General features: G+C 28.9%; 28 protein-coding genes, 1 tRNA gene and 1 pseudogene. 15 read left to right on the forward strand and 15 right to left on the reverse strand.

The features are described from left to right. Positions 1-68 precede the first annotated feature (68 nt). Positions 69-1,265 carry an MFS transporter gene (locus AB3K27_RS00560; RefSeq protein ID WP_368489348.1) on the forward strand — a complete coding sequence of 399 codons (1,197 nt, stop codon included), beginning with the start codon at positions 69-71 and terminating at the stop codon, positions 1,263-1,265. A gap of 236 nt (positions 1,266-1,501) precedes the next feature. Then, entirely contained in the window at positions 1,502-1,948 is a 447-nt protein-coding gene (locus tag AB3K27_RS00565) for a hypothetical protein (RefSeq protein WP_368489349.1), read from the forward strand. A gap of 214 nt (positions 1,949-2,162) precedes the next feature. Here the strand turns inward: AB3K27_RS00565 and AB3K27_RS00570 are convergent, their stop codons facing one another. Next, positions 2,163-2,651, reverse strand: coding sequence for a DUF6803 family protein (locus AB3K27_RS00570; protein WP_368489350.1), 489 nt, complete (start codon positions 2,649-2,651; stop codon positions 2,163-2,165). A gap of 309 nt (positions 2,652-2,960) precedes the next feature. On the opposite strand from AB3K27_RS00570, the gene AB3K27_RS00575 reads away from it, so the two are divergent. The 10 genes and pseudogenes from AB3K27_RS00575 (at position 2,961) to AB3K27_RS00620 (ending at position 7,987) form a co-directional block, all read left to right on the forward strand. After that, positions 2,961-3,203, forward strand: a complete 243-nt coding sequence (locus tag AB3K27_RS00575; RefSeq protein ID WP_368489351.1) for a hypothetical protein — start codon at positions 2,961-2,963, stop codon at positions 3,201-3,203. Between the two features lie 444 nt (positions 3,204-3,647). After that, positions 3,648-3,779 (forward strand): transposase family protein, encoded by a 132-nt coding sequence (locus AB3K27_RS00580; RefSeq protein WP_368489352.1) that lies wholly within the window; start codon positions 3,648-3,650, stop codon positions 3,777-3,779. A 121-nt stretch (positions 3,780-3,900) separates the two neighbouring features. Continuing rightward, a pseudogene (locus AB3K27_RS00585) lies at positions 3,901-4,062 on the forward strand (ISAs1 family transposase); the annotation flags it as partial. A gap of 214 nt (positions 4,063-4,276) precedes the next feature. Continuing rightward, positions 4,277-4,471, forward strand: a complete 195-nt coding sequence (gene thiS, locus AB3K27_RS00590; protein WP_368489353.1) for a sulfur carrier protein ThiS — start codon at positions 4,277-4,279, stop codon at positions 4,469-4,471. A gap of 23 nt (positions 4,472-4,494) precedes the next feature. Continuing rightward, positions 4,495-4,647 (forward strand): ThiS-like ubiquitin domain-containing protein, encoded by a 153-nt coding sequence (locus tag AB3K27_RS00595; RefSeq protein WP_368489354.1) that lies wholly within the window; start codon positions 4,495-4,497, stop codon positions 4,645-4,647. Positions 4,648-4,696: 49 nt separating this feature from the next. Then, positions 4,697-4,900, forward strand: a complete 204-nt coding sequence (locus tag AB3K27_RS00600) for a hypothetical protein (protein ID WP_368489355.1) — start codon at positions 4,697-4,699, stop codon at positions 4,898-4,900. A gap of 72 nt (positions 4,901-4,972) precedes the next feature. After that, entirely contained in the window at positions 4,973-5,749 is a 777-nt protein-coding gene (locus AB3K27_RS00605) for a thiazole synthase (protein ID WP_368489356.1), read from the forward strand. 40 nt (positions 5,750-5,789) lie between these two features. Next, positions 5,790-6,965, forward strand: coding sequence for a 2-iminoacetate synthase ThiH (gene thiH / locus AB3K27_RS00610; RefSeq protein WP_368489357.1), 1,176 nt, complete (start codon positions 5,790-5,792; stop codon positions 6,963-6,965). Between the two features lie 13 nt (positions 6,966-6,978). After that, entirely contained in the window at positions 6,979-7,569 is a 591-nt protein-coding gene (locus tag AB3K27_RS00615) for a thiamine phosphate synthase (RefSeq protein ID WP_368489358.1), read from the forward strand. Positions 7,570-7,910: 341 nt separating this feature from the next. Next, positions 7,911-7,987 (forward strand) — tRNA-Arg (locus AB3K27_RS00620). Between the two features lie 507 nt (positions 7,988-8,494). On the opposite strand, the gene AB3K27_RS00625 is transcribed toward AB3K27_RS00620, so the two are convergent. Together AB3K27_RS00625 and AB3K27_RS00630 are read right to left on the reverse strand one after the other, a co-directional pair. Then, the gene (locus AB3K27_RS00625) at positions 8,495-9,190 is read right to left on the reverse strand and encodes a LysR family transcriptional regulator substrate-binding protein (protein WP_368489359.1); all 696 of its coding nucleotides are present in this window, start codon (positions 9,188-9,190) and stop codon (positions 8,495-8,497) included. A gap of 17 nt (positions 9,191-9,207) precedes the next feature. Further along, positions 9,208-9,399 carry a LysR family transcriptional regulator gene (locus AB3K27_RS00630; protein ID WP_368489360.1) on the reverse strand — a complete coding sequence of 64 codons (192 nt, stop codon included), beginning with the start codon at positions 9,397-9,399 and terminating at the stop codon, positions 9,208-9,210. A gap of 836 nt (positions 9,400-10,235) precedes the next feature. Here AB3K27_RS00630 and AB3K27_RS00635 point away from each other — a divergent pair. Together AB3K27_RS00635 and AB3K27_RS00640 are read left to right on the forward strand one after the other, a co-directional pair. Beyond that, a complete protein-coding gene (locus AB3K27_RS00635; RefSeq protein ID WP_368489361.1) occupies positions 10,236-10,634 on the forward strand; it encodes a GtrA family protein in 399 nt (132 codons plus the stop codon). A gap of 36 nt (positions 10,635-10,670) precedes the next feature. Beyond that, entirely contained in the window at positions 10,671-11,537 is an 867-nt protein-coding gene (locus tag AB3K27_RS00640; RefSeq protein WP_368489362.1) for an FRG domain-containing protein, read from the forward strand. A gap of 126 nt (positions 11,538-11,663) precedes the next feature. Here AB3K27_RS00640 and AB3K27_RS00645 read toward each other — a convergent pair whose 3' ends face one another. The 6 genes from AB3K27_RS00645 to AB3K27_RS00670 form a co-directional block, all read right to left on the reverse strand. Further along, positions 11,664-12,725: a metallophosphoesterase gene (locus AB3K27_RS00645; RefSeq protein ID WP_368489363.1), complete on the reverse strand. Its 1,062-nt coding sequence runs from the start codon at positions 12,723-12,725 to the stop codon at positions 11,664-11,666. 179 nt (positions 12,726-12,904) lie between these two features. Next, positions 12,905-13,594: a response regulator transcription factor gene (locus tag AB3K27_RS00650; protein WP_368489364.1), complete on the reverse strand. Its 690-nt coding sequence runs from the start codon at positions 13,592-13,594 to the stop codon at positions 12,905-12,907. Between the two features lie 86 nt (positions 13,595-13,680). Further along, on the reverse strand, positions 13,681-15,117 hold the full coding sequence (locus tag AB3K27_RS00655) for an ATP-binding protein (protein ID WP_368489365.1): 1,437 nt from the start codon (positions 15,115-15,117) through the stop codon (positions 13,681-13,683). A 13-nt stretch (positions 15,118-15,130) separates the two neighbouring features. Continuing rightward, positions 15,131-15,883 carry an ABC transporter permease gene (locus tag AB3K27_RS00660; RefSeq protein ID WP_368489366.1) on the reverse strand — a complete coding sequence of 251 codons (753 nt, stop codon included), beginning with the start codon at positions 15,881-15,883 and terminating at the stop codon, positions 15,131-15,133. Further along, on the reverse strand, positions 15,870-16,595 hold the full coding sequence (locus tag AB3K27_RS00665; RefSeq protein WP_368489367.1) for an ABC transporter ATP-binding protein: 726 nt from the start codon (positions 16,593-16,595) through the stop codon (positions 15,870-15,872). The genes AB3K27_RS00660 and AB3K27_RS00665 overlap by 14 nt, the downstream gene beginning before the upstream one ends. Before the next feature lie 95 nt (positions 16,596-16,690). Then, on the reverse strand, positions 16,691-17,950 hold the full coding sequence (locus AB3K27_RS00670; protein ID WP_368489368.1) for a hypothetical protein: 1,260 nt from the start codon (positions 17,948-17,950) through the stop codon (positions 16,691-16,693). A 320-nt stretch (positions 17,951-18,270) separates the two neighbouring features. Here AB3K27_RS00670 and AB3K27_RS00675 point away from each other — a divergent pair, with 320 nt between their 5' ends. Beyond that, positions 18,271-18,432 (forward strand): hypothetical protein, encoded by a 162-nt coding sequence (locus tag AB3K27_RS00675; protein WP_368489369.1) that lies wholly within the window; start codon positions 18,271-18,273, stop codon positions 18,430-18,432. 1 nt (position 18,433) lies between these two features. On the opposite strand, the gene AB3K27_RS00680 is transcribed toward AB3K27_RS00675, so the two are convergent. The 6 genes from AB3K27_RS00680 to AB3K27_RS00705 all read right to left on the reverse strand — a co-directional run bounded on the left by AB3K27_RS00680 (position 18,434) and on the right by AB3K27_RS00705 (position 25,281). Continuing rightward, positions 18,434-19,522, reverse strand: a complete 1,089-nt coding sequence (locus AB3K27_RS00680) for an endospore germination permease (RefSeq protein ID WP_368489370.1) — start codon at positions 19,520-19,522, stop codon at positions 18,434-18,436. Between the two features lie 281 nt (positions 19,523-19,803). After that, a complete protein-coding gene (locus AB3K27_RS00685) occupies positions 19,804-19,956 on the reverse strand; it encodes a Ger(x)C family spore germination C-terminal domain-containing protein (protein WP_368491137.1) in 153 nt (50 codons plus the stop codon). 75 nt (positions 19,957-20,031) lie between these two features. Continuing rightward, positions 20,032-21,303 (reverse strand): IS110 family transposase, encoded by a 1,272-nt coding sequence (locus AB3K27_RS00690; RefSeq protein ID WP_368487573.1) that lies wholly within the window; start codon positions 21,301-21,303, stop codon positions 20,032-20,034. Between the two features lie 219 nt (positions 21,304-21,522). Further along, entirely contained in the window at positions 21,523-22,650 is a 1,128-nt protein-coding gene (locus AB3K27_RS00695; RefSeq protein WP_368489371.1) for a Ger(x)C family spore germination protein, read from the reverse strand. 3 nt (positions 22,651-22,653) lie between these two features. Further along, the gene (locus AB3K27_RS00700; protein ID WP_368489372.1) at positions 22,654-24,252 is read right to left on the reverse strand and encodes a spore germination protein; all 1,599 of its coding nucleotides are present in this window, start codon (positions 24,250-24,252) and stop codon (positions 22,654-22,656) included. Between the two features lie 138 nt (positions 24,253-24,390). Beyond that, positions 24,391-25,281, reverse strand: coding sequence for a phosphatidylserine decarboxylase (locus tag AB3K27_RS00705; RefSeq protein WP_368489373.1), 891 nt, complete (start codon positions 25,279-25,281; stop codon positions 24,391-24,393). Between the last annotated feature and the right edge of the window lie 21 nt (positions 25,282-25,302).

A 25,302-nucleotide genomic window follows, 5' to 3' on the forward strand; every position in this document is an offset into this window, starting at 1 on the left:
ATTAGGAAAGCTTTTTGAAAATATAGCAACATAACAGTAAATAATCTGGGAACAAAGGTGGGATGGGTGTGTATATTAATAATGAAAAAAATAAGAAAGTTTTAGGACTTGAACGCAACATCTTTTTTATTGGTATAACTAGTTTTTTAATGGATACAACAACGAAAATGATATACTCTATTATGCCCCTATTTTTAATGTCTATAGGTGCATCAAAAACAGAGGTATCTCTTATTGAAGGAATTGCAGAGAGTACAGCTTCAGTTCTTAAAGCTGTATCAGGCTGGTGGAGTGATAAAATTGGCAAAAATAAACCTTTTATGATTATTGGGTATGGCTTTACAGCTATTTTGTCTCCATTGTTTTCAATAGTAACTTCGCCTTTTCAGGTGCTAGTTATCAGATTTAGCGAAAGGGTTGGAAAGGGAATAAGGACTGCTCCAAGAGATAGTCTTGTAGCTGGCTCATCAAGTAATAGTGAAAAAGGAAAAAATTTTGGATTTCACAAAGCTATGGACAATAGTGGAGCGATAGTAGGACCTCTACTTACTTTTATAATTTTATCAGCATTTCCTAGTGATTATCGGAAAATATTTATATTTTCAGCTTTACCTGGGATACTTGGATTACTTACTATAATTTTCTTTGTAAAAGAGGCTAAAAAAAGTAAAGACGCTCTTCCTAAAAAGATTACCCTTAAGGACTTTTCATATAAATATTATATGTTTCTAGGCATTGCTTTTATATTTACCCTAGGTAACTCAACCGATGCCTTGTTGCTAGTAAAGGCTAATGACGTTGGTATAAAAGCTTTATTTATACCAATGGTATACTTGATATTTAACTCAGTATCAGTAATATTTGCTGTTCCTATGGGGATTCTCTCTGATAAATTTGGTAGAGAAAGACTTATTATCTTTGGATATTTACTTTATTCTGTAATATACTTCAGTTTTGGAAGAACAACTAATAAAATCCTGGTAATTTTGCTATTTGCATTATATGGACTTTACAGTGCAGCAACAGATGGAGTACAAAAGGCACTAGTCTCAGACCTTATTGATGAAAATAAGAGGGGAACAGGACTGGGAATATATAATTCATTAATAGGGATAACCTTACTCCCTGCAAGTCTTATAGCTGGTATATTATATGACAAGGTTAATAATAGTGCCCCTTTTTATTTAGGTGCAGCAATGGCTTTAATTGCTACAATACTAATGTCCTTATTTTATAAGAGATTTGGCAAGATGAGTCAAATATAATCTGCAATAAGTAATATGAAAAATTAAAAAAATAAGTAATATAATAATTATTTTAAGAAATGATTTTAAAGTCTTTTATAGAATTATATATACTAATAATAATTTAGGGGAGATAGTTATATATGTTACAATTAAGCAAAAATGATAAGAATAAGGTGTTAGGTGCTATAAAAGAATGAAAAATTGATGCTGCAGATGTAAGCTTTCCTAATTTTATAGACGCAATAATATTAAAAATGAAGAATATGGGAATTATAGGTAAGTTAGGTAAAAGCTTTGAAGATAAGAGAAAGCAAAACAAGCATATGCCTTTAGATATACTTATTACGCTAGCAATCACAGCAAAGATGAAACTTAAAACAAGCCTGACAGATGTAGCATTTGCAGTAACTGATTGTGAGTTATTATCAGAGCTTGGATGGAGTATGTGGGATACAGATAGAAACCTTGAAGAAGGCTTATTTGCAGAAGGTGTTATGAGAAATTTGATTCAAAAATATGATGCCAGGGAATTTATAGGTTCTTACAACCATTATGTTCAAGATGTAGTTATGCCATCCCTTGATATAGCTCCATCTATACATATCCTAGACTGTACTAAAATACGGGTAAACTTAGATAATGTAAATTATGAGAATTCTGATGTATGCCAGCTATCCCTCAGAAATAAGAGCACTTCTTGATCCAACCTTGGTTTTAGTATAGCGAGATTGGAGGCTTATATCCAAATCACGAATTGCAGGTTATAATCATAATTGAAGTCATCCTTTAATGATATTTTTCTGTTTTTTAGTGAAAACATTATATCATAAAGTGATGACTTATTTAATTTTACAATTACTGTTATTCCACAAGCTATTATTAATATAAATATTATACAATTTTATATTAATAGGTTTAGTGCATGTTCATTCCTGGCATATTGCTTATTATTTCAGGATTGACCATACCAAAAATCATTGCAATATGTGCAACTATTAAAAATCCACTTATGAGTATAAAGTGAATTTTTAATTTATCGTTAGAGGATTTAGTTTTAAAGAGTATCCCTAGTTCTATTAATGTTATTGGTACTAGAAATATTACACCACTTAAATAAGATAGTACTGCAATTACATCTACCCATGTGTGCCATCCATTATTAGTTGTAAGAGGAATTACCACATTTACAAAAAGATATATAAATATTCCTGTAAAATAAATACCGTCAAATATTCCAATGATTTTATTTAGAGTTTTTATACCTCCTTTTTCAATTTTATTATAAATTATAAAAAATTCTGTAATAGTAAGTAGTTCAGCACATACTACAGGTATAACCATAAAAATAATTAAGTTCCAGGGTTGATTATCCATTAATAAAGACATATAATGTGTCATGTTCATTAGTATTACCTCCACAATAAATATTTTATTAATAATACCAAGGAAATATGAAGATCGTATGAAGATTGTACAAAGCGATCAGTATAATTATAGTTGAATGTGAAAGAACAATAAATTACAAAATATAGTTAAAATCTGATTTATTAATTATAGTATAAGAGTACGATTACTATGGGATTTCCATCACGACAAAAGCATGAAGGTAAGTTTGTGCAACAAAAAATTACCAGTAACTAAAGTAGAAATTTTATAGTGAAATGACCTTGTAAACATAAACCTACTGAAGTTAAAGAATATTTTAGAGATTCCATGGCAGACAAGGGTAAAAATGAAAATATGGAGTGTCATCATACTTTGGAGAAAGGCCATGGACGGATAGAAGAAAGGAACTATTATTACTCTGGTGATGTTAGCTGGATGCAGGATAAAAAAGATTGGATGAAATTAAATAGTATTGGAATGGTCATAAGAAAATGTGAAGAAAATGGAATTAAAACAGAAGAATCCAGCTGCTATATTTGTAGTGTAGCAAATGTAAAAGATTTTGCATGATCCGTTAGAAAACATTGGGGAATTGAAAGTATTCACTGGAGTCTTGATGTAATTTTTAGGGAAGATCATAATCGGACGCGAACAGGAAATGCGCCGCAGAATCTTGGTTTACTAAAAGGGCTTGCCCTCAATATGGTTAAAAAGGACGTAAAAAGGTATCCTAAAAAAGTTTGAAATCCAGAAGATTTCAGGCTCTGCCCAGCCGGGAATTATGTCGCAAAAACATGACATATCTCATAACATAAATGATCTAAAAGCATTTAAAAAAATTCTTGAAAAAGAGTTTTGGAAAGACATGGGTTTATGCTTTTTCCGTGGGGATTTCTACAGGGAAAACGCATGAATAAATAAACTGTAAAGAAGTCTGAAATCATGGGTTTAAGACTTCTTTAATTAATTATTATAGTATGATAATTCATATAAATTATATGAGGTATGAATGCTATGATAAAAAATAAAATGATAGATTATTTTGGAATTATAACAGATCAGAGACAAAAAGCAAAAATTAAACACAATCTAACAGATATATTATTTATAGCTGTAGTTGGTACGTTGGCAAACTGCGATAGTTAGGTTGCCGTAGAAGATTTTGCAAATAACAGGAGCAGCTTTTTCAAAAAATATCTTACTTTGCCTATAGGATACCTTCTCATGGTACCATGCAAAGAGTTTTTGAATGGATTGATCCAAAGGAATTCCAGAACTTTTAAAGCTTCTGGATATAAGTGGGTGTATTGTGACTACCGATGCAATGAGATGTCAGAAAAAAATAGTAAAAGCCATTGTAGATAAAAAATCAGACTACGTATTAGCAATTAAAGGTAATCAAAAACTATTTTATGATGAAGTAAAATAGCTGTAATGGTTATTTTTTAAAAATCTCCTATTGTGGATGTGATTAAGAAAAATATTCATGCGTAACTCCTGGGGATTTCTATAATTTTTATTGACATTTTATATATTTTATGATAAGCTGAATGACAAAGAATGTAAATGGGGTACACCACCTCGGGTGTAACTTGTTTACATTCTTTTTTGTTACTAGTTAAAATTTAAAAAGAGGTGAAAAAATGAAAGTAAATGGAATTGTTATCCCACTGAAAGAAGGAATAAACTTAGTTTACTTCCTGCAAAAAAAGGGATATGATCCGAGGAAAATCGCTGTAGAAGTTAATGGTAGAATTATTCCACGAGAAACGTATGCAGAAGTACAATTGGGGGATTCGGATACATTGGAAATTGTACATTTTGTTGGAGGAGGATAACTTTAAGGTAGTGTAAAGTGAGAATGGAGATAACTATAAATGGGAAAAAGCAAATAGGTGATTGGAAAACTGCTTTTGAAGTAAGATCTTTCGTTGGAAAAGAAGATAATGTTTTAATTATAAATGGATTTCAAGTTCAAGAAGATTGTATTTTACATCTACAAGATGTAATTTAATAGTTATGATATAGTCTGCGAATCATTTAATGATTCGAAAGCAAAAGCCATGCTAGTTAATACTTTGTTTATAGAACTTCCAAATTGCAAAATTGTTTGTGCTTCTGGTATGGTAGGCTACCACAACTCAAATCTGATTAAAACTCAAAGGAAAATGAAAAATTTATATATTTGTGGAGATTTGAAGAGTTCTGCATGTCAGGGCAATGGTCTTGCCCCCACGGGTACAAATTTATGCAGGACATCAGGCTAATATGGTTTTACGTTTGCTTATTGGAATTGAAGAGGTATAACAAAATGAAATTCACAAAAGGAGAAACTTAATATGAAACAGAATGATGATAAGATTATAATTGGTGGGCATGCATTTAATTCCCGTTTTATTTTAGGATCAGGCAAATTTTCGCTTGAAATGACAAAAATAGTTATAGAGAATGCTGGTGTAGAAATGGCCACATTGGCACTTCGTCGTGCTAATGTTGGAGGTGAGGGAAATATACTAGATTACATGCCAGAGGGTATTACATTGTTGCCAAATACTTCTGGAGCTAGAAATGCACAGGAAGCTGTAAGAATTGCAAGATTGGCTCGTGAACTTGGGTGTGGTGATTTTGTAAAAATTGAAGTAATTCATGACTCAAAATATTTACTTCCAGATAATTATGAAACAATTAAGGCTACAGAAATTTTAGCAAAAGAAGGATTCATTGTAATGCCATATATGTATCCTGATTTAAATGTAGCACGTTCACTGGTTAATGCAGGTGCTGCTGCCATTATGCCTCTCGGTGCACCCATTGGCAGTAATAAAGGACTTCTAACATATGATTTCATTAAGATATTGGTAGATGAAATTGATATTCCAATTATTGTAGATGCAGGTATTGGAAGACCATCTCAAGCTTGTGAAGCGATGGAGATAGGGGTTGATGCAATAATGGCCAATACGGCTATTGCTACAGCAAAGGATGTGGGGCTTATGGCAAAATCATTTAAATTTGCTATTGAAGCAGGTAGACAAGCATATCTTGCAGGATTAGGACGTGTACTTGGCTATGGAGCAGAGGCTTCCAGCCCACTTACTGGGTTTTTAAAATATTGATTTTTAAACAATTTAATTTTAGTAGGCATGTTAAAATTGAATGTCGGATAGGAGAAAAATAGTGAAAAAGGTTAAAACAGATCATATGAAGTATAAGCCAAATATGGAGATAGTTGATTCAAGTATTATGGATACTGTGTTATATATGGTAGATAGCTATGATTATAAACGCTTTAGTAAAGAAGAAGTAAAAGAGGCTCTTACAAAAGATAATTTAACAATTGAAGATTTTGGTGCATTGTTATCACCGGCAGCATTTCCATTTTTAGAACAAATGGCTCAGAAAGCTAAGAATGAGACACAAAAACACTTTGGAAATTCTGTGTCTGTATTTACTCCGCTTTACATTGCAAATTATTGTGAGAATTATTGTGTTTATTGTGGATTTAATTGTCATAATAAAATACGACGTGCAAAGTTGACTATGGAGGAAATAGAGAAAGAATTAAAAAATATTTCTGCAACAGGACTTCAAGATATATTGTTGCTTACAGGAGAATCACGGCGAATGTCAGATGTAAGATATATTGGAGAAGCAGTAAAGTTGGCTGCAAATTATTTTAACCTAGTTGGAATCGAAATATATCCGTTAAATACTGATGAGTATGATTATATACATGATTGTGGTGCAGATTATGTTTGTGTATATCAGGAAACCTATAGTACAAATAAATATGAAAAAATTCATCTCAGTGGTAATAAACGTATTTATCCTTATCGTTTTAATTCTCAGGAACGTGCTATAAAGGGTGGTATGAGAGGTGTAGCATTTGGAGCGTTGTTGGGATTAGATGATTTTAGAAAAGATGCTTTTGCTACTGGAATTCACGCTTATTTTATACAGAAGAAATATCCACAGGCAGAAATTTCTTTTTCTTCTCCAAGGTTACGTCCGTTTATTAATAACACTAATGAAGATCCACATGGTGTCTATGAAGCGCAGTTATTACAGGCCATGTTGTCCTATAGACTTTTTATGCCATTTGCAGGTATTACAATTTCTACTAGAGAACGTGCTGGTTTTCGTGATAATGTAGTTGGAATGTGTGCAACAAAAATTTCGGCAGGTGTGAAAGTTAGTGTGGGAGGTCATGAAGAAGATTCAAAAGGTGATGAGCAATTTGAAATTTCTGATTCAAGAAGTGTGGACGATGTACACAAAATGCTTTTGAAACGCGGTCTGCAACCAGTATATACTGATTATATTCGTGTATAGTAGGTATGATAAAATGGTGATTTGTGTAACTAATCGATTATTGTGTAAGGATAATTTTTTAAATAGGATTGAACAAATTGCAAGAGCAAAACCTGAGGGAATTATTTTACGAGAAAAGGATCTATTAGAATATGAATATGAACAGCTTGCATATTTGTGTCATGAAATCTGTTTACAGTACAAAACATCGTTAATTATTCATACATACATTGAAGTAGCAAAAAAACTTGGAATTTCAAAAATTCATATGCCTCTAAAAACTTATCTCAAAAATCATGAACAACTTACTGACTTTACAATAAAAGGTACCTCTGTTCATACCATAGAAGAAGCTATTCAGGCACAAATATATGGTGCAGACTACATTATTGCTGGACATATTTTTCCTACTGATTGTAAAAAAGGGATGCCTGCACGTGGATTAGATTTTTTAGAAAGTGTATGCTGTGCTGTATCTATTCCTGTGTTTGCCATTGGTGGAATTAAATTGGAACGTATGATAGATGTATATAGAGCGAAAGCATCAGGAGTTTGTATAATGTCTTATTTTATGGAATGTAGTGATCCCGAAAAGGCATGTGATTCATTTAAGGTATTCGATTAGTCATCTCTTAGTCTTTTTATACAATAGCTAAAAAGTAGCTAAAATAATTTTGTTTAAATATTTAGGATGTATGGTAATTAAAGTTTCTTATAGCGAAAATTAAAATAGATTTATCCGAAGGCGGCAATTAGCTAATCCCCAGCTTCTTTAAAGTGGAGGATGATCACTACTATGCCCTTTATAAGTTCTCTTAAGTTTTAGATGGGGAAAAGCACCTCTTATGAGTAAACTTCATCTGGAACCTAATTGGAGGATCAACTTGGCTTTAGATTAGAAAATACATCTAAAAATATTAAAATTGATTTTAAATATTATTTGTGTTAATATAATATTTATGATATGCATCAGTAGCTCAGTTGGATAGAGCAGTTGGCTACGAACCAGCGTGCCGGGGGTTCAAATCCTCTCTGATGCACCAAATTTATTGATATAAGCGGATTTCCAGAGTTGGAAATTTGCTTATATTTTTATTTTAATACAATGGCATAAAAATATTAAATCTATTCCTTTTATTTTTTAAATCTAAAAGTTTTTCGGTTTTCTTTTTTATAGTATAATTTAAATTTTCCAACTATATATCTCTAATAATGTGTTGTAAGTAAACTTGATATTTGCTTATGCAGAAGGATATGTTAAAGTCATATTGAAAATAAGATCTTTTTATGTAATTTAAGAAAAATTTACTATTTAATACTTGATTTTCTATTATTTTACATATATAATAATACTTGTCCTAGGGTAAAAACTTAGAGAAAAAAATAGGCATTTGGTTTAATTCCAGGTGCTTATTTTTTATTTTTATTAAATGATTCTAAATTCAAGTGGTTGCTATTAGGAAATGTTTTCATCTGAATTTTAAAAGAGCTTATTTAGAGCATAGCAGTGTTCATATGGCCATTTCAAAGAAACTAAGTTACTCTTTAGATTATGATATTTTATGTTTTGAGTCTGTATTATTTGTGCATATCATATTTTTTAATGCATTTAAAGATGGAGATATCCATTTTTGTTTATGATATATCATTTTAGCACATATAGAAATGTTACAATTTTCTATGGCTAGAGTAGCAAGCTCACCTTTATTAATTTCTTGTTGAACTGCAATTTTTGGTAAAAGGGAAATTCCAAGTCCTATTTTTACACATTGCTTTATAGCTTCTAAGCTACTAAGCTCCATAATGGTATCTATTTTTATATTATGCTCTTTTAATAATTTCTCTAGTTCTACACGATAGCAACATTCTGCTTCTGGAAGAATAAAAGAATGATTTTCAAGTTCATGTATTTTTATTCTTCTTAAATTAGCAAGGGGATGATCTGGAGCTGAAATAAAAACTGTAGAATCTTTAAAAATATTAATTTGGGAGATATATTCATGTTGTGACTGATCATGAAGACTAAAAGCAACGTCAATCATATTATGAGATAACATTTTTGGAAATTCAGTGCAATCAGCCATTCTAAGTGTTACTTTAACATCCGGATATATAATACAATATTCTTTAAGAATAGGAGGAAGCCAGAAAACAGAAAGAGTCTCAGCAGCTCCTATTCTAAGTAATCCAGAAATTTTCTCATTTTTATTAAATAATTCTTGAATTTTTTTTTCATCTTGAATCATTTTTTCAGCTAGAGAAATTAATTTTTTCCACTTTCATTTAGAAATACTTTTTTTCCGAGACGCTCAAAAAGTTTTGTATTAAGTTCTTTTTCTAAGTTACGTATATGATCAGAAACAGAGGATTGCGAGTAATTAAGTTCTTCTCCAGCTTCTCTAAAATTTAATAATTTAGCAACAGTAATAAATGTTTGAAGTTGTTTAATATCCATTAAATCACATCCAATCGTAAAAAGCGATTAAATTAATTAAAATAATCGACTTATCACTATACATATTTTATGCTACATTAGAAACAAGAGGAATTCAAGTATTACAATCTTTTATATTTATGATTGCAAACTATTTATTTTAAATTTTTATAGTTTAGCTTTTAAGTTTATGTTATAAAGTAATTATTTTGTATTTTTACACGTAATTATAAATTATAGATATATTATACTATAGTTTAATATATAGGCATTAAATATCTTTCGTACCCTTTTTTATATTAGATTCATTGTATATTTTAGGAGGTAGTGCTGTTGTTTTATGTATAAGACTAGTTTCTTACCTGTAATCATAAGTGGATTAAATGTTTTATTGAAATATAAAATGTATATTTTAAGGGGGAATTTTTTATGAAAAAAATTATAGGAACCATATGCATTATATTAGTTATAGTTGCAGCTTTATATTTAATGTACATTATTCAATAATTTTTGTTATAGAATAATATTGAGAAATTTAATATCTACAGCATTAATAATATTCATATTTTTAAAGATAAATAATATATAAATAGAACATAAGATATAATAACTATAATATAAAAACAATATAATAAAGCTACCTCCTAATAAAAATATTAATACAAAAATATAAGTTTTTAAGGCACTTTAATTCATAGGAATATTTTTCAAAAAATAGGAAAACCTAAAATAATAAAAGTTATTTTAGAGGCTCCTATTTTTTATATTTAGTTATAATGTTATAGTTATATTAAATATTTAATTTTAAGTGATTATTAAGGTTAATATAATATTTTATAGTAATGATATTATAAATTATGGAGATAAATATGGTATTTGATTTATTATTAAAAAAGCAAGAATTTATAAAATATGCTATTTCAGGAACAATAAATACATTAATAACATTAATTGTTTATAATATTCTTATACAAATTGGTGTTAATTATATGATATCAAATGGTATAGCATATTTTCTTGGAATCGTAAATGGATTTGTACTGGATAAAATTTGGGTATTCAAGTCTAATAAAAACGTAGTTATCTTATTTAGTAAATTTATTATTGTTAATATAATTTCTCTTTTTTTTAATTCTACATTGTTATTTATATTAGTAAATAATATTGGTTTAGATAACATACTTTCACAGTTAATATCAACCATTTCTACAGGTATGTTTAATTACATAATGAATAGGGTATGGACATTTTCTTAAATATTTGTATGAATTAATGAAGTGGGATGTGTATATATGCCTATAAATCAATGCAAAAGGTATTTTTTAAAGGAATGTAATAGTATTGATGAATTTTGGAAGGAACTATGTCCTGAAAAGCCTTTAGGACATAAAAGAGGAAGATTTATTTATAGAGGTCAAAGAGATGATACATGGCCTTTAGTTCCCAGTATATTAAGAATTAATGAAAAAATTAATGGTAAAAGTCCTATAAGATGTGAAGAGCAAGTACGTAATGAACTTATGATATTAAATTATTTTGTGGATCAATGTGATTTGATTGGAATCAGTATCATAAATGATTCTTTGGAATTTCGAAAAAAATACTTAGATTTTAAAGTAGGGAATGGAAATGATAAATCTTTTATTGATCCATCAAATTGGCCCAGTGAGGAATTGTTAGAATTAATGGCATTAGCACAGCATTGTGGAGTGCCAACTAGTCTGATTGATTGGTCAAAACGTTCATATGTAGCTGCATATTTTGCTGCTTCATCAGCTTTGAAACATTATGAAGAAAATAATGATAAAAAATTGGCAGTATGGGCTTTGGATATAGAAAAGATTAAGTTATATAAAAATATTAAGTTAATTAAGGTTCCAGGTTCAACTAGTAACAACCTTGCTGCTCAGTCTGGTCTATTTACTTTTCTTAAACAACCAGGTAAAATGGGGGATATATTTTCCCCTAAATTTTTAGAAAATGAATTTAAAAATACACCAGATACTCCTTTATGGAAAATAACATTACCTGTTAAATATTCTGTAGAAATACTTAAGTTGTGTAAGTTATATGGAGTTTCAGGTGCAACCTTATTTCCTAATTATAATGGTGCTTCACGTTCTGTTCTTGACTATATAAACACTATTTTAATAAAGTGAATCTTATAAAGGAACTTTATTCAAGAGTATAACAATGCCTAAGTGCCTACACTCACTTTAAAGAAGCTGGGTGTGGAATGTTAGCTAATTGGGAAACCTTGAATAAATATAAATTAATTAAGATATTTATTTTCTAAATTTTACAATAATATTTACTACCTCAGAGGTTGACCCTATACGTATAGGTGGTCCCCAGGTACCGGCGCCACAGGATACTATAACCTGTAATCTTCCAGTTTTAAGATATCCGTAATGAATTTTAAAAAGTTTATTTGTTATAATATTAAAGGGAAAAAATTGTCCTTTATGAGTGTGACCGGATAATTGTAAATCAATCCCAGCATTTTCTGACTCATGAATATTTATGGGCTGATGATCTAGCATAATTATAGGTAATTTATTGTTTATTCCTTCCATAAGTTCTGATAATTTCATTCGTTTTTGTTTACTTATCATTTCATAAGACTTATCTTCACGTCCAATAATATAAAAGCTGTTTGCTATTTCTACTATATTATCCCTAAGTACATTAATTTTTGCTTCATTAAGTTTATCTACTACATATGATAAATCTCCACTTAAGTAATCATGGTTTCCTAGGCAGGCATATACACCATATTTACTGTTGATTTTATGAAAATCATTTATTATTTTATGCTTTATAAAAGGTAATATATCGTCTAGTATATCTCCTGTAATGAAAACAATATCTGGATTTAAATTGTTTATAGTATTAATTATTTTGTTTTGTCTTTTGTCATTTATATTACTAATATGTATGTCAGATATCATAACGATGTTAAGTTCTTTTAAAATAGTTTCATTTTTAGGTATGGTTAAATTATATGATGTGATTTTAAGTTTTTTGCCATTAAATGTGCCATATATCAGTAAGATTATTATTAATATAATAACAGATAGTACAAATAAATTAGCAAATATATAAGTATTGTTACTTAGATTTTCAGAAAAATGTATCAACTTATTTAAAAAAACAATAATATTGAAAATTACAATGGAAATTATAAAATAAGATAAAATGACTAGCCAATAGGAACCCAGAGTATAAAAAATGCTTCGGAGAGAATAAGGTAGAAATTTATTTGCAGCGATTCCAATAATTACACATATAACAATAATAGAAAAAAATGCCCAGTAAATATTTTGATTTAAAAAAGCTATATTCATACTAAGAAGATGCCATCCACAAAGTCCTATATAGTAATTCAATGCTCCAAATAATAGTATGAATATACTTGTTAATACATAATAAGTCAGTTTAATGCACCCACTTTCAAAAATATTTAGTGTGTCTATTTTAACCTTGAAATATAGGTAATTTAAGTATATTAGAATATAACTTTATATCAAACCCTAAGTCTATATCCTGCACCCCATACCGTTTCTATGTATTGGGGCTTAGAGGCATGAAGTTCTATCTTCTCACGTATTCTTCTTATATGTACTGTAACAGTGGCATTATCACCTATGGAGCCAAGGCCCCATATTTTTTCAAACAATTCTTCCCTGCTGAATACTCTGTTGGGATTCTCCGCCATATATAGTAAAATGTCAAATTCTTTTTGGGCCAAAGTTACTTCCTTGCCATTTACAAAGACTTGTCTGGAGTCTTTCAATATTTCCAATCCTCTTATTATTAATTTATTGCGTTTTAAATTAAATTTACTTTTGATTCTTTCATAATTTTGAATATGTGATTTAACTCTTGCAACTAGTTCGCCGGGGCTAAAAGGTTTTGTAATATAATCATCTGCCCCTAAGGTGAATCCCTTAATTTTATCAATTTCCTCTTTTTTAGCAGAAACTAAAAGTATGGGGATATCCTTTTTATCCTGTATACTGCGTAAAATACTGTAGCCATTAATTTTAGGGAGCATTATATCTAGAATCAATAAGTCGAATTTATTATTATTTAAGATATTTAAGCCTTTTACTCCTTCTGTGCATATAGTGACTTCGAATCCTTCTAATTCAAGATAATCCTTTTGGAGTTCTGCTATGCTTAAATCATCTTCAATTATTAAAATCTTTCTCATAAATAACCTCTTTCATACATTTGGTATTATGTATTTGATTTGTTTTTTATATTGATTAAAGGAAAGGTTGTCCTGATATAGATCTCTTAACTAACTTTTCCAATGGATATTAGTATACTTGTTCCTTTGAGTTCATTAGATACAGCCCATATCTTACCATTATGGCCTTCTACAATTTGTTTTGATATAGCAAGACCTAAACCACTTCCTGAAGCATTGCTTCTTGAAGAATCTCCTCTATAGAACTTATTAAATATTTTATTTACATCATTTTCATTAATACCACATCCATTATCTTTTATTTCAATTATTATACTTGAAGCAGTTTCCCTGAGAAATATAATTATTTTTCCTTCTTCTTTATCCATATATTTTCTAGAATTATCAATTATATTTAATATGACTCTCATGAATCTCTCTTTATCTATCATAACATATTTTGAATTTTTCAAGTGACTTTGTAAGTTTATTTTTATGTTAAATTTATTAAGTTCTGGTTCACTTTCAAGAATACAGTAATTAAAATAGTCCACAACATCTGTCTTTTCGTAGTTGAAGGGAATCTGTTTTAAATTTAACTTAGAATATAAAAGCAGATCATCTATCATATTGTTAATTTGCATTGTTTTTTTATGTATAGTTTTCAAATAATGTTCTAGTTTTTCAGGAGTGTTAGCTACACCGTCTAAAATCCCTTGGACATATCCTTCTATAGAAGTTATTGGAGTCTTTAAATCATGAGATATACTGGAAACAAGTAATTTTCGGTTGTCGTCATATTTTATTTTTGCATTAATTGAATCTTTCAATTTTATCCTCATCTGTTCAAAATCAGTACAAAGTTCTCTTATCTCTTTATCTCCCGTTTCTGCAATTTCAAAATTTAATTCTCCATTTCGTATTTTTGACATGGATTCTTTTAGCAATGTTATAGGAGTCAATATTTTTTTGGAAAATATATATGATACAAGAATACTTGTTAGAATAGACGAAATCAAAAATATAGCTAAAATAGCTATTATAAAGTTTTTCAAAACGTCCGTTTCTTTTCTTATAGGAGTTAAAAATATTACCTTTCCTTGTAATTCATTATTAAATTGAAGAGGAAAAGATTTTACGGAATAATAGGTAGTTCCTATAGTTACCAGATTTTTTGAAGATTTATTATTTGCCTCACTTAATGAATTTTCTATATCCATTTTATCCATATTATCGGAATAAAATATAATAGCATCATTTTTTATTATTATAATCTTACCATCTATAAGTGCAAGTTTTTGATTTAAAAACTTTTCAAATTCTGTACCTTTTATATTTTTAATATTAGATTTGGATATTTCTTTTATCGTATTTAATAATTCAGACCTTATGTATGCAGATTCTTTAAATTTATCATAGTTTATACTGGTGTCAAAAAATTTTGAAGATATTGATACAAATATAATTGCAATTATGCTTGCGATTATAAAAGGAATTATTATTGTTAAAGTATTATAAAGAATCATTCGTCTTTTTATGTTCATATAAATTAACACCTCAAAAATCTTTTTTATCAAACATATAATAAGCTGTTGTAAATAATATTATAATATAACTTAACATCATTATAAAATTACGAAATACTTTTATAAACGGTATATTATCCATAATCCATAGAGTATGCCACCCCATAATGGATGTAAATAAAATTCCCGAATAAGATGGAAAGAAAATAGCAAGTACTTTAAATGAAATAAATACTAGTACAGAAAGAAAAAATACGGCTATTCCACTTTTTAATATATTTGTGAACAAAACAATCATAAGACATAGGATTATCATAGGTATTAAAGTTACTATGTAGGAAATTACTATTTTAATAATATTCTCCCAAGTAAAAGAATTAGCATTAAATATTAGTCCTGATATTATAGAAAAGACCATTATAATCATTAAAGTTATAAATATAATTATAATTATTGCACTTATTTTTACAATAAAAAGCTTTAATCTTGAGATAGGTTTTGTTAGACATATTTTCATAGTATTATGAGAAGATTCACCAGAAAAACTATCAATAGTAATAAGAGCTATGAGCAAAGGTAACAGTGTGTTTATAAATACAGAAAGAACCAGCAGGGAAAATTCTGTGCTGGAAACACCTCTGAGTCCAAAATTATTTCTTACCACTAAAATAAAAACTTGTCCAAGTATAATAAATATTATGGACAATATAGCTACTATTAAAACTTTTTTATTTTTATATAATTTTTCCAATTCATTTATTAGTGTTGCTTTAATTCCTGTCATTTCTATCTACCTCACTTATAAAATAATTTTCTAAAGAAGCATAGTTGTTTAATATATTCTTAGTAGTATCTACATTAATAAGATTTCCATTATACAGAACACCAATATGTGTACAAGTTAATTCAATATCATGTATTAGATGACTGGAAATAAAAAAAGTAGTATTTTTATTTTCTGCTAAATTTTTTATTATGTTTCTTACATCAATCATCCCTTCCACATCCAGACCGTTTAAAGGCTCATCCAAAATTATAATTTCAGGATCACATAAAATTGAAGATGCAATTCCAAGTCTTTGTTTCATTCCCAGGGAAAATTTTTCAGGTTTTTCATCTTTATATTTTAAAAGGCCTACCATATTTAAAACCTCTTCAATTTTAGCATCATCTATATTATCATAATATCTAGAAAACTGTTTTAAATTTTGAAAAGCGGTTAGATAAGAATAAGCTTCTGCATTTTCTATAATACACCCTACTTTATAAATAGCCTTTTCAAATTCTTCCAATATACTGTAACCTAATATTTTAACATCTCCTCTATCTGGTTTCACAAGTCCTGTCATTATTTTCATGGCAGTGGTTTTTCCTGCACCGTTCGGCCCTAAAAAACCAAAAATCTGGCCTCTGTATATATCTAAATTAATATTTTGTATACCTCTTCCGTTTTTGTATACTTTAGATAAATTGATTAGTTCAATAACTTTTTCCATTTAAATCCCTCCTAAAATTTGGTTTTATCTATCTGAAAACAATTTGCCGGTAATATTCCGGCAAATTGTTTTTAATATATATTTTATCCTAGGATCTAGTCTAATACTTTTCTATAGGTACCATCTAATATTATATTTGAGTTTGTATAATTGTTAATATTGAAATATATACTCGCATTATTAGGTTGAATATAAATATCTCCAGATACATTTTCATTAGATTCTGTTGTGCCATTGAATTTACCACTGAAGTTATCCTGGTTTTCACCTAAAGTTCCAGTGAATTTTATACTTTCATTACCATTTGCATAATTTTCATATCCTTTTAAATACTCTTTAGAATAACTTCCAGTTATAGTCTTATTATCTATTTTTTCAATGTTCACAACAGCTTTTCCTATTTTTGTAAATTTATCATCATCTTCTACTATAATATCTGATGTATATTTTCCCTCATATTTCTGAGGATTAGTTAATTTAGTATAATCTCTTTCTATATTTTTTATTACTTTTTCTTTAGATAAATCAGGTTTTGTTACAGTAGTTGAATTTATATTTTCTATTTTTACTAAAACTTCTAAAGTAACCTGATGTTCAGCACCATTTTTGTCCGTACCATTTAAAGTTCCAGAAGCCAAAATATTTTTAATTAAACCATTTTTATCCGTAGTCATATTGCCTTTTACACCATTTACAAAAATATTTTTTGTGAGTTTAGGTATAACATCTTCACTGCTATTTGTATTGCCATAGGAACTTTTAAACTGAAAAGATGTAAGGGCATTTATAAGAGTAGGAATTTGAGTATTATTTAAAGAGCCAGATATCTCTTTAGTCCCATCCTGCTTTTCAGTAACTGTTACAGAATCCTTTAAATTTCCTACAAGGGCATCTGCTATTTTTTCGATATCAGCTGCCTTATCTTCCTTAAAAGGATTTTCTAATACACTATGATTTTTATCTTTTTCATTAGAATATTCAGTTAAATAGTACACATTTTCATTGGCATTGGGACTTTTAGTTATATAACCACTTTTATCTCTATAAAAATAATTTTCTGTTTTAGTGGAGCCTTTAATACTGGCATTTGTACTTTCCTCTGAATTTTTAGATATATCATACTTATTAATTAAACTTTCTGATATTATTGTATTTCCATTATCTTTTACCACAAAGGATGCATCTACGGTGAAGTTTGAAAGGGTGCTAGTACAATTTTCTGCAGTATATTTTAAAGAATCTTTTAATTGATCATAACCACTTTTAGATGCTACTTCAGCCATAGCAGTAGTGGCAAACATCATAATTCCCACTGTAAAACTTATGGTCATAGCTGTTTTTTTCTTAAGTTTCATTTCTTCATCTCCTTTTTATATTTTATGGGGAAGTACTTCCTAATTATATTTTAAAATATGTATCTCTATTTTATCTAAACTAATTATAAACAAAATCTAAACTTTTTAGGGTGATAAGATATAATAAATTAGGTGTAATTTATTTTGTTAAATACATTAAATATAAAAATTTTAAAGAAATATTAGAAGTTTATTTATAAATTTGAAAAATTTGATTTATATAGTCTGGTGTGTTATATTTAACAGTAGCTTAAATAACCAGTAAATGATTTAAACACGGATATATTTTAATTATCACTGAAAGTAAGGAGAGTATAAATATGGAAAATATAGGCATTAACAATTTTATTTCTATTGTTATAGGAATATTTTTAGTTTTATTATGTTGTATAATTTCTTATCTTTTTCAAAAGCACCTATTTAGTAAATATAAAAATAAAGTAAAAAATATAGTAGATAAGGATGATAAACCTATATCTTAAGTTATCCTCTTTTCTTTAAAAGTAGTGCTGTAAAAAAAAGAAACATTTCCAATCCACTCTCAACCAATATAGCCATAAAAGGATATGAATAAAGACCAAAGGCTACTAACTCCATGCTATTTTTAAATGAGGTCATGCTGATAACAAAAGAAAGTAGTACAGTCGGCAATACAAGAGGTTTATATGTACTTAATCCTATAATTTGAGATATCCCTAAACTGAAAGCCCATATCATATTTGATGAAGCTATAATCCCCGCTCCAATAAAAATCATGAGCCAGATAGCTTCCACACGTTCAAAAAATTCACCAATGTGGACAAATCTTGTGATTTCAAGGATAGCATTAAGCATATTTTTGGCTTGTGGATAACTAAATATTCCTATTGTACTAATAATAAATATAATAATAATGAAAGTACCTATGCTCACAGCAATAAATTTTCCAATAAAGCCATTCTCAGGGTGATTACAAATGGGGATGTACATTCCCATGATAATACATATTCCTATGAAAGATAAAATAATGGGAGTACCTGTTAAAGTTGGATATAGACCAACCTCAAACTGTGGTTTAAGCCTATCTATTTTTATATCCGGGATAATAAATAAAAAAAGTACAATGGAACTAAATAAATATACCGGTCCTAAAATTTCACACACTCTTCCTATTACTTCTATCCCTTTTATAACAGCATAACCAATTACAATATAAGAAGCAATGAGAAATACCAATTCTGAAGTTTTAGGAAAGAATACTACATTAAGAATCATACTTAATGCCCTTTGTAATGTAGCAGAAACCAGTAAAAAGAAAATAGGAAATAATATTCCTATAATTTTACCCAACTTTTTTCCAAGAATAGTCATACTGTATTGCACCATGTTCTGCCCTGGAAATCTTATGCCCATATAAGCATAGACCACAGCTAAGAGAACATCCAAAAACCAGGCTAAAATTGCAGCTAACCAGGCATCTCTTCTTGCCTGAAAGATTAATAGTGATAATACTTGCAAGCCGGTAAAAGAGGTAATAATACAAAAAAGTAACCATATAAATTGATTTGTACTAATAACTTCTTTTTCATGCATATTTTATTCATCTCCCGTTTATAATTTATTAAAAAATATTTTTCCTAAGGGTTCAAATAATTTTCCTATAAGATTTATTGGAGTCATTATACCTAAGTTTTTACCAATTTGGAGAAATAAGCATATTAATAATATAAACCCCACGGACAATAATTCTTTCCACATTTTTTTTTTCATTAAAGGGATTCCTTCCAGTATACATATTAGCAATATTGAAATAATTATAATTGCTGTCATTTAGCTTTTTCCTCCTTAAGGTACCTTAAAACTAGTTAGTATACTTAATCATTTGATATAACAGAATCTTTAATTATACCTATATTAGTTATTTTAATTTTAAAAGTAATTTTATAATTTATATTTGGAAATATTTTATCCCAATTATTTTTCATAATAATCCACTTTTGGGGATGATTAACTTGAAAGAAATTCAGGTGTTTTTGAACATGACAAAAAGACCTATTAAAATGAGGTCAAAAAAAGAGACTTATATTATTTATAATTAAAAATCAACTTATTTTCGGTGATATCTCTTGACTTACTTTTGTTACTTCAAAGCCTTGAGCTTGAAGAAATAAAATAATTCTATCTATATCAGGTTGAAAATGTCGAGAAGTGTTTTCTCTTTTTAGATATTTTTCATAAATAGAATTATCAAAGGCTTCATTTTTTAAAAGCATATTATAAATACAGGTTAAAAGCATTCTTGCTATAGCAATAATTGCTCTTTTGTGCCCACGTCTTTTCTTTATACTTTCATAACGATATTTAAAGTATGGGCAGGACTTGTTTTTTATTGCTGCATTAGCACACTGAATAAGTATTGGCTTTAAATAAGCTCCGGCACGGCTTATACGAACACTTTTCTTTTTGCCAGCACTTTCATTATTTTGTGGTGTAAGACCTGCCCAAGAACACAGATGTTTAGCATCTGGAAAGACTGACATATCCACTCCAATTTCAGAAATTATAGTTGTAGCAGATTGTGTAGTTATCCCAGGGGCAGAAGCAATAAGCTCAATTTGTGACTTAAATTCACTTGAAATTAATGAAATGGCAGTATCAAGTTGAGAAATACAATTGTTAATATAATCATAATGATTCAAGCATACAGACATCTTTGCTGTTTGATTTTTAGAGATGCTTCCTTGCATAGCAATCTTAATTTCGTCAGCCTTAGATAACATACTCTTGTGTAGAAATTGAGTATAGTCTATATCTAATTTATCAGGATGCTCCATGGCATATTTAATTATAGCTGATGATGATTTACCAAAGGTATCTGATACTACGCTTGAAATCATGATATTTGAAACTGTTAATGAATTTTGGAATCTGTTTTTCTCACTTGAACGGAAATTTGTAAGTTTAAAGCGATAGCGCATAAGGTCTCGTAGTTCTCTTATGGCCTTTGGAGGAATAAAACTTCCTTTAACTAATCCATGCTTATGTAAGTCTGCAAGCCATAGAGAATCTTTTTTATCAGTTTTTTTGCCGGGAATGTTTTTAACGTACTTTGGGTTAGCCAGAGTAATATTACAGGAATCTTCAAGTATGTTATAGATAGGTATCCAGTACTTTCCGGTGCTTTCCATACAAACTTCTTTACAGTTATGCTCAGATAACCACTCTTTTAAATGGAAAAGATTCTTTGAGTAAGTACTGAATTGTTTGGTTGCATAGGTAGTGATGTTATTCTCATTGGTTGATGTTACAGTTGCAACTACAAATTTTTTGTGAACATCAATACCGCAACAAATAGGATAAACGATTTTTAACATTTATATCACCTACAAATAAAAAAATAAAGTACACAGGTGTTGACTGAATACTCATACTTTTAAACGGTCTTTGTTTAAACAAAGATTAACTTACGTGCCCTAGGGCACACTTATTTGTACTTAAAAGAGTAATCGGCACATGTTATTATACGGATTACAGTGAAGTGCAATCACACTCACCCCGCCGTGCTCTGTAGTACACCTGTATACTTGTCTATATTATTCACAGTAATTGGTAATTTTAATCACTCTTTCATTAATTTTTGTGCCTTGAGCACAGCGAAAGGAATGAATGTTATTATGTATTTTTGTTGAAAAACCAACAAAATCTGCATTGAAATGTTTTTGTGATTTATCTATTAATTCACTTAGCTGGTTTTTTAGTACTATTTCAATATTATGTTCCATTTTCTCTATTATTTCAGGGCTCACATCAATGTTTTGTATTTCTTTAATAAAAGCATCTCCTGTACATTGAATTTCTATATTAACCCCATCTTCAGTCATATGAGGAATTATTTTATTAGATTTTTTTAAAACTTCTACAGTTATATTCTCATTATTTTTTACTGATTTAGTGAGAGGCATAACCATATGGCCTTTTGAATAATCGATTAACCACAACAAATTTTTGGATTCTTCATTTGTTAATATTCCAATTAAACGGCTATTTTTAAAAATAGCTGTTTTTTCAATTATAATTTTTCCATTAATATCATCTTTTGATTTTTCAAGTTCAATTACAGGGGCAAAGCTTGTTCTTGATTCCTTTTTTGATTCTATAATAAAGTCGTTTAGACTGACAGGTAAAATAGATGGATACTTTTCAAATCGGTTCATCATATTAGTTATACCCCTTGAAGTAATATCTTCCCCAGATAGTCTACTCTCTAAAATTTCCCGGGCTGTTTTATTTGCAACAAGTATCCAATTAGTACTACGAATTTGACGATGTCTATTTAAATAGTCCATTACTTCAGAAACTCCTGATTCACATAAATTTCTTGAAAAAATAATTGTTTTAGCATGTGAAAAATCCAGAGTTGCAGAATTATTCTTTGAGAAGTTTTGGATTGCATCAAAAATAGAAGTTCCTGTGCTTACTGTTACAATAGATTTATTTTCTTTGCCGGATGTATTATTGTCACTTTTACCAGATCTAGGATTAATAATTTCTAATGTTAAAAGAAATGGTCTATCACCGGATATTTTATCAATACCCATACCCATTACAACAGAAACTTCATTTAGTTCAGTTTTATCGCTGCTGCAGCCATAAAGGAAAATGGAAAACATAAAAATGAAAATATTAAATAATATTAATTTATACTTTACAGTATATTTCATATCTTATTGCCTCTTCTCATCTTTTTTATTTTCATCAGGTGGCTCAGGTTTTAAATAGTTTTTTTGCCGTTGTAAGTTACTGGCATAATGGGGTCTATGACTCATATGCCACCATGGAAATCTTATTATAACATCTCTAAATTCTTTTAGGTTTAGAGGTGAAATAGGGGAAAGATAATTTACACCAAAGGATCTTAGTGATGACAGATGAATTAAAATTAGAATGACACCAAGCATAATCCCATATAAACCTAAAAATCCTCCTAGAAAAATCATACAAAAACGTAAAATACGAATAGCATAACCCATATCATAAGACGGTATGCTAAAAGAAGCTATTGCTGTAATAGCTATAATAATAACTGTAATAGGTGAGACAATACCAGCTCTAACAGCTGCCTCGCCAATAACAATTGCACCAACCATACCTACAGTTTGATTAGCGGGTGAAGGAAGGCGTATTCCTGCTTCTCTAAATGCTTCAAAGGTGATTTCCATCATTAGTGCTTCAATAAGAATAGGAAAAGGAACTCCACGTGCAGCTCCAAGAATACCAATAAGTAGTGGAGTGGGAATCATTTCTTTATGATACAAAATAATTGCCACAAAGCACCCAGGCAGTAAAAGTGAAATTCCAAAAAAAATCAGTCGTATTAATCGAATGAATAAAGCAGTTGGATATCTTTCATAATAATCTTCGCTAGCTTGTAAAAATTGAATCATAGTGGCAGGAAGTATCAAAACACAAGGTGTACCATCTATTAAAACGGCTACTCTACCTTCTAAAATACCAGCTGCTACTCTATCTGGTCTCTCACTATGTTGAATTTGTGGAAATAATGTATAGGAAGTATCTTCTATTAGTTCCTCTATGTATCCACTTTCCAAAATAGAATCTACATCTATTTTTTTAATTCTTTTTCTTACCTCTTTAACAATATTGTCATTTACTATTCCCTGTAAATAAGTAATATTTATTTTTGTTTGTGTCTGTGTGCCTACTATGAATTCTTCAGTCTTTAATTGATGGGATTTAATCTTTCGTCTAAGCTGAGAGATGTTTATGGAAATGTTTGCTGTAAATCCTTCATTGGATCCCCTAAGTACCTTTTCCACATTTGTCTCTGATATATTTTTTTCTTTCCAGCCTGGGGTTACGATTTTTAAGGCTTTAATGTCTCCATCTAATAAAAATACAGTATTTCCATTTAATAAAGCATATACCACTTCTCCAATAGTTGATATTTCACTTGTGTTAGCAATCCGAAGAAAATGTTTCTTAGTTATTTCTATAATATGGTTTGATGCTAAATCTTCTGGTGGTATTTTTTTAATACCCATAATTGATGTTATTATATTTTCATTAATTAATTTAACATCTGCCAGGCCATTTATGAAGATAAGCACAGAGGAGCGTTTAATTGTATCTATAACAAATTCGTGATAAACTATATCGGTGCAATTGGAAAATAAGTTATATAAAATATTTAAATTATCTGAAAGAGATTTATTTAAAGGCAAATTTTCTTCACTATAAGGTAATTTCTGTTCATAAATAGGGGTTGAAGTTGAAATATTGTTAGAATTAAAGAATTTTTTCACAATTAAAATCACTCCAATAAAAATTATATTTTATAATTTATGATTATTCTTTGCATTATGGAGGAAAATATTCAATTAGATATTATTATGGACTGCACTTCTTGAATATTGTAATAAAGCATCTGAAAATAAATATTTTTAATAATATCTGGTACCTATACTTTCTCCCATAAGTACCTTAGTTTCATAGCCAATTCTTGATTGTTCTAGTAAGTCTTTATGAATTTTTACTTTATTTTGCTCAAAAAATAATATAATTGTAGAGCCGCCAAATTTAAAATAACCTTTTTCATCTCCTTTTGATACATGTTTTCCCGGAAAATATGTCTGTACTATACTTCCTACACAGGTAGCACCTATTTCTATATAAAGTATATCTCCAAAATTTTTTGAATGAAAAATGCTCCACTCTCTTTTATTTCTACAAAAAATGTTAGGAATGTTTCTTAAGGCAATTGGATTCACAGAGTAATAATCTCCTCTAATTTTATAAGTAGGATCACATACTCCATGATCTATAAAGTGGAATCTATGATAATCGGTTGGACAAAGTCTTAGTATTAAGCAGGTACCTTTATGAAATCTTTTGGCAATGTGAGTATTGTCTATAAGATTATATAAACTATATGTACATCCTTTGATTTGAACAATTTTATTCAAATTTATATTTTCATAGATTTGTAATCTGCCATCTCCAGGGGATATTAAAACTTTTTTATTCATATCAATAGGTCTGGCATTATTTTTAAGGGTTCGTGAAAAAAAATCATTGAAACATTTAAAATCATCTGCATGTTCTTCATAGTCATCCATATTTATATTGAAATTTTTTATAAAAGAATAAATATTTTTTTTACTGTATTTACTATTACAAAAATAACCATATAGTTTAGAAAATATTTTCTTTTTAATTACAAGTTCTAAAAGTTTCATTCCAAGGGGAGAACAGTAAGTCCATTTTAAATACTTCTCACTTGCTACTTGTTCAATCTCATATTGTTTTGTTTTTCTATTAAAATATTTAATCATTTTTACCTACCTCTAGAGTTA

The sequence above is a fragment of the Clostridium sp. BJN0013 genome (assembly GCF_040939125.1).
Classification (GTDB): Bacteria; Bacillota; Clostridia; order Clostridiales; family Clostridiaceae; genus Clostridium_B.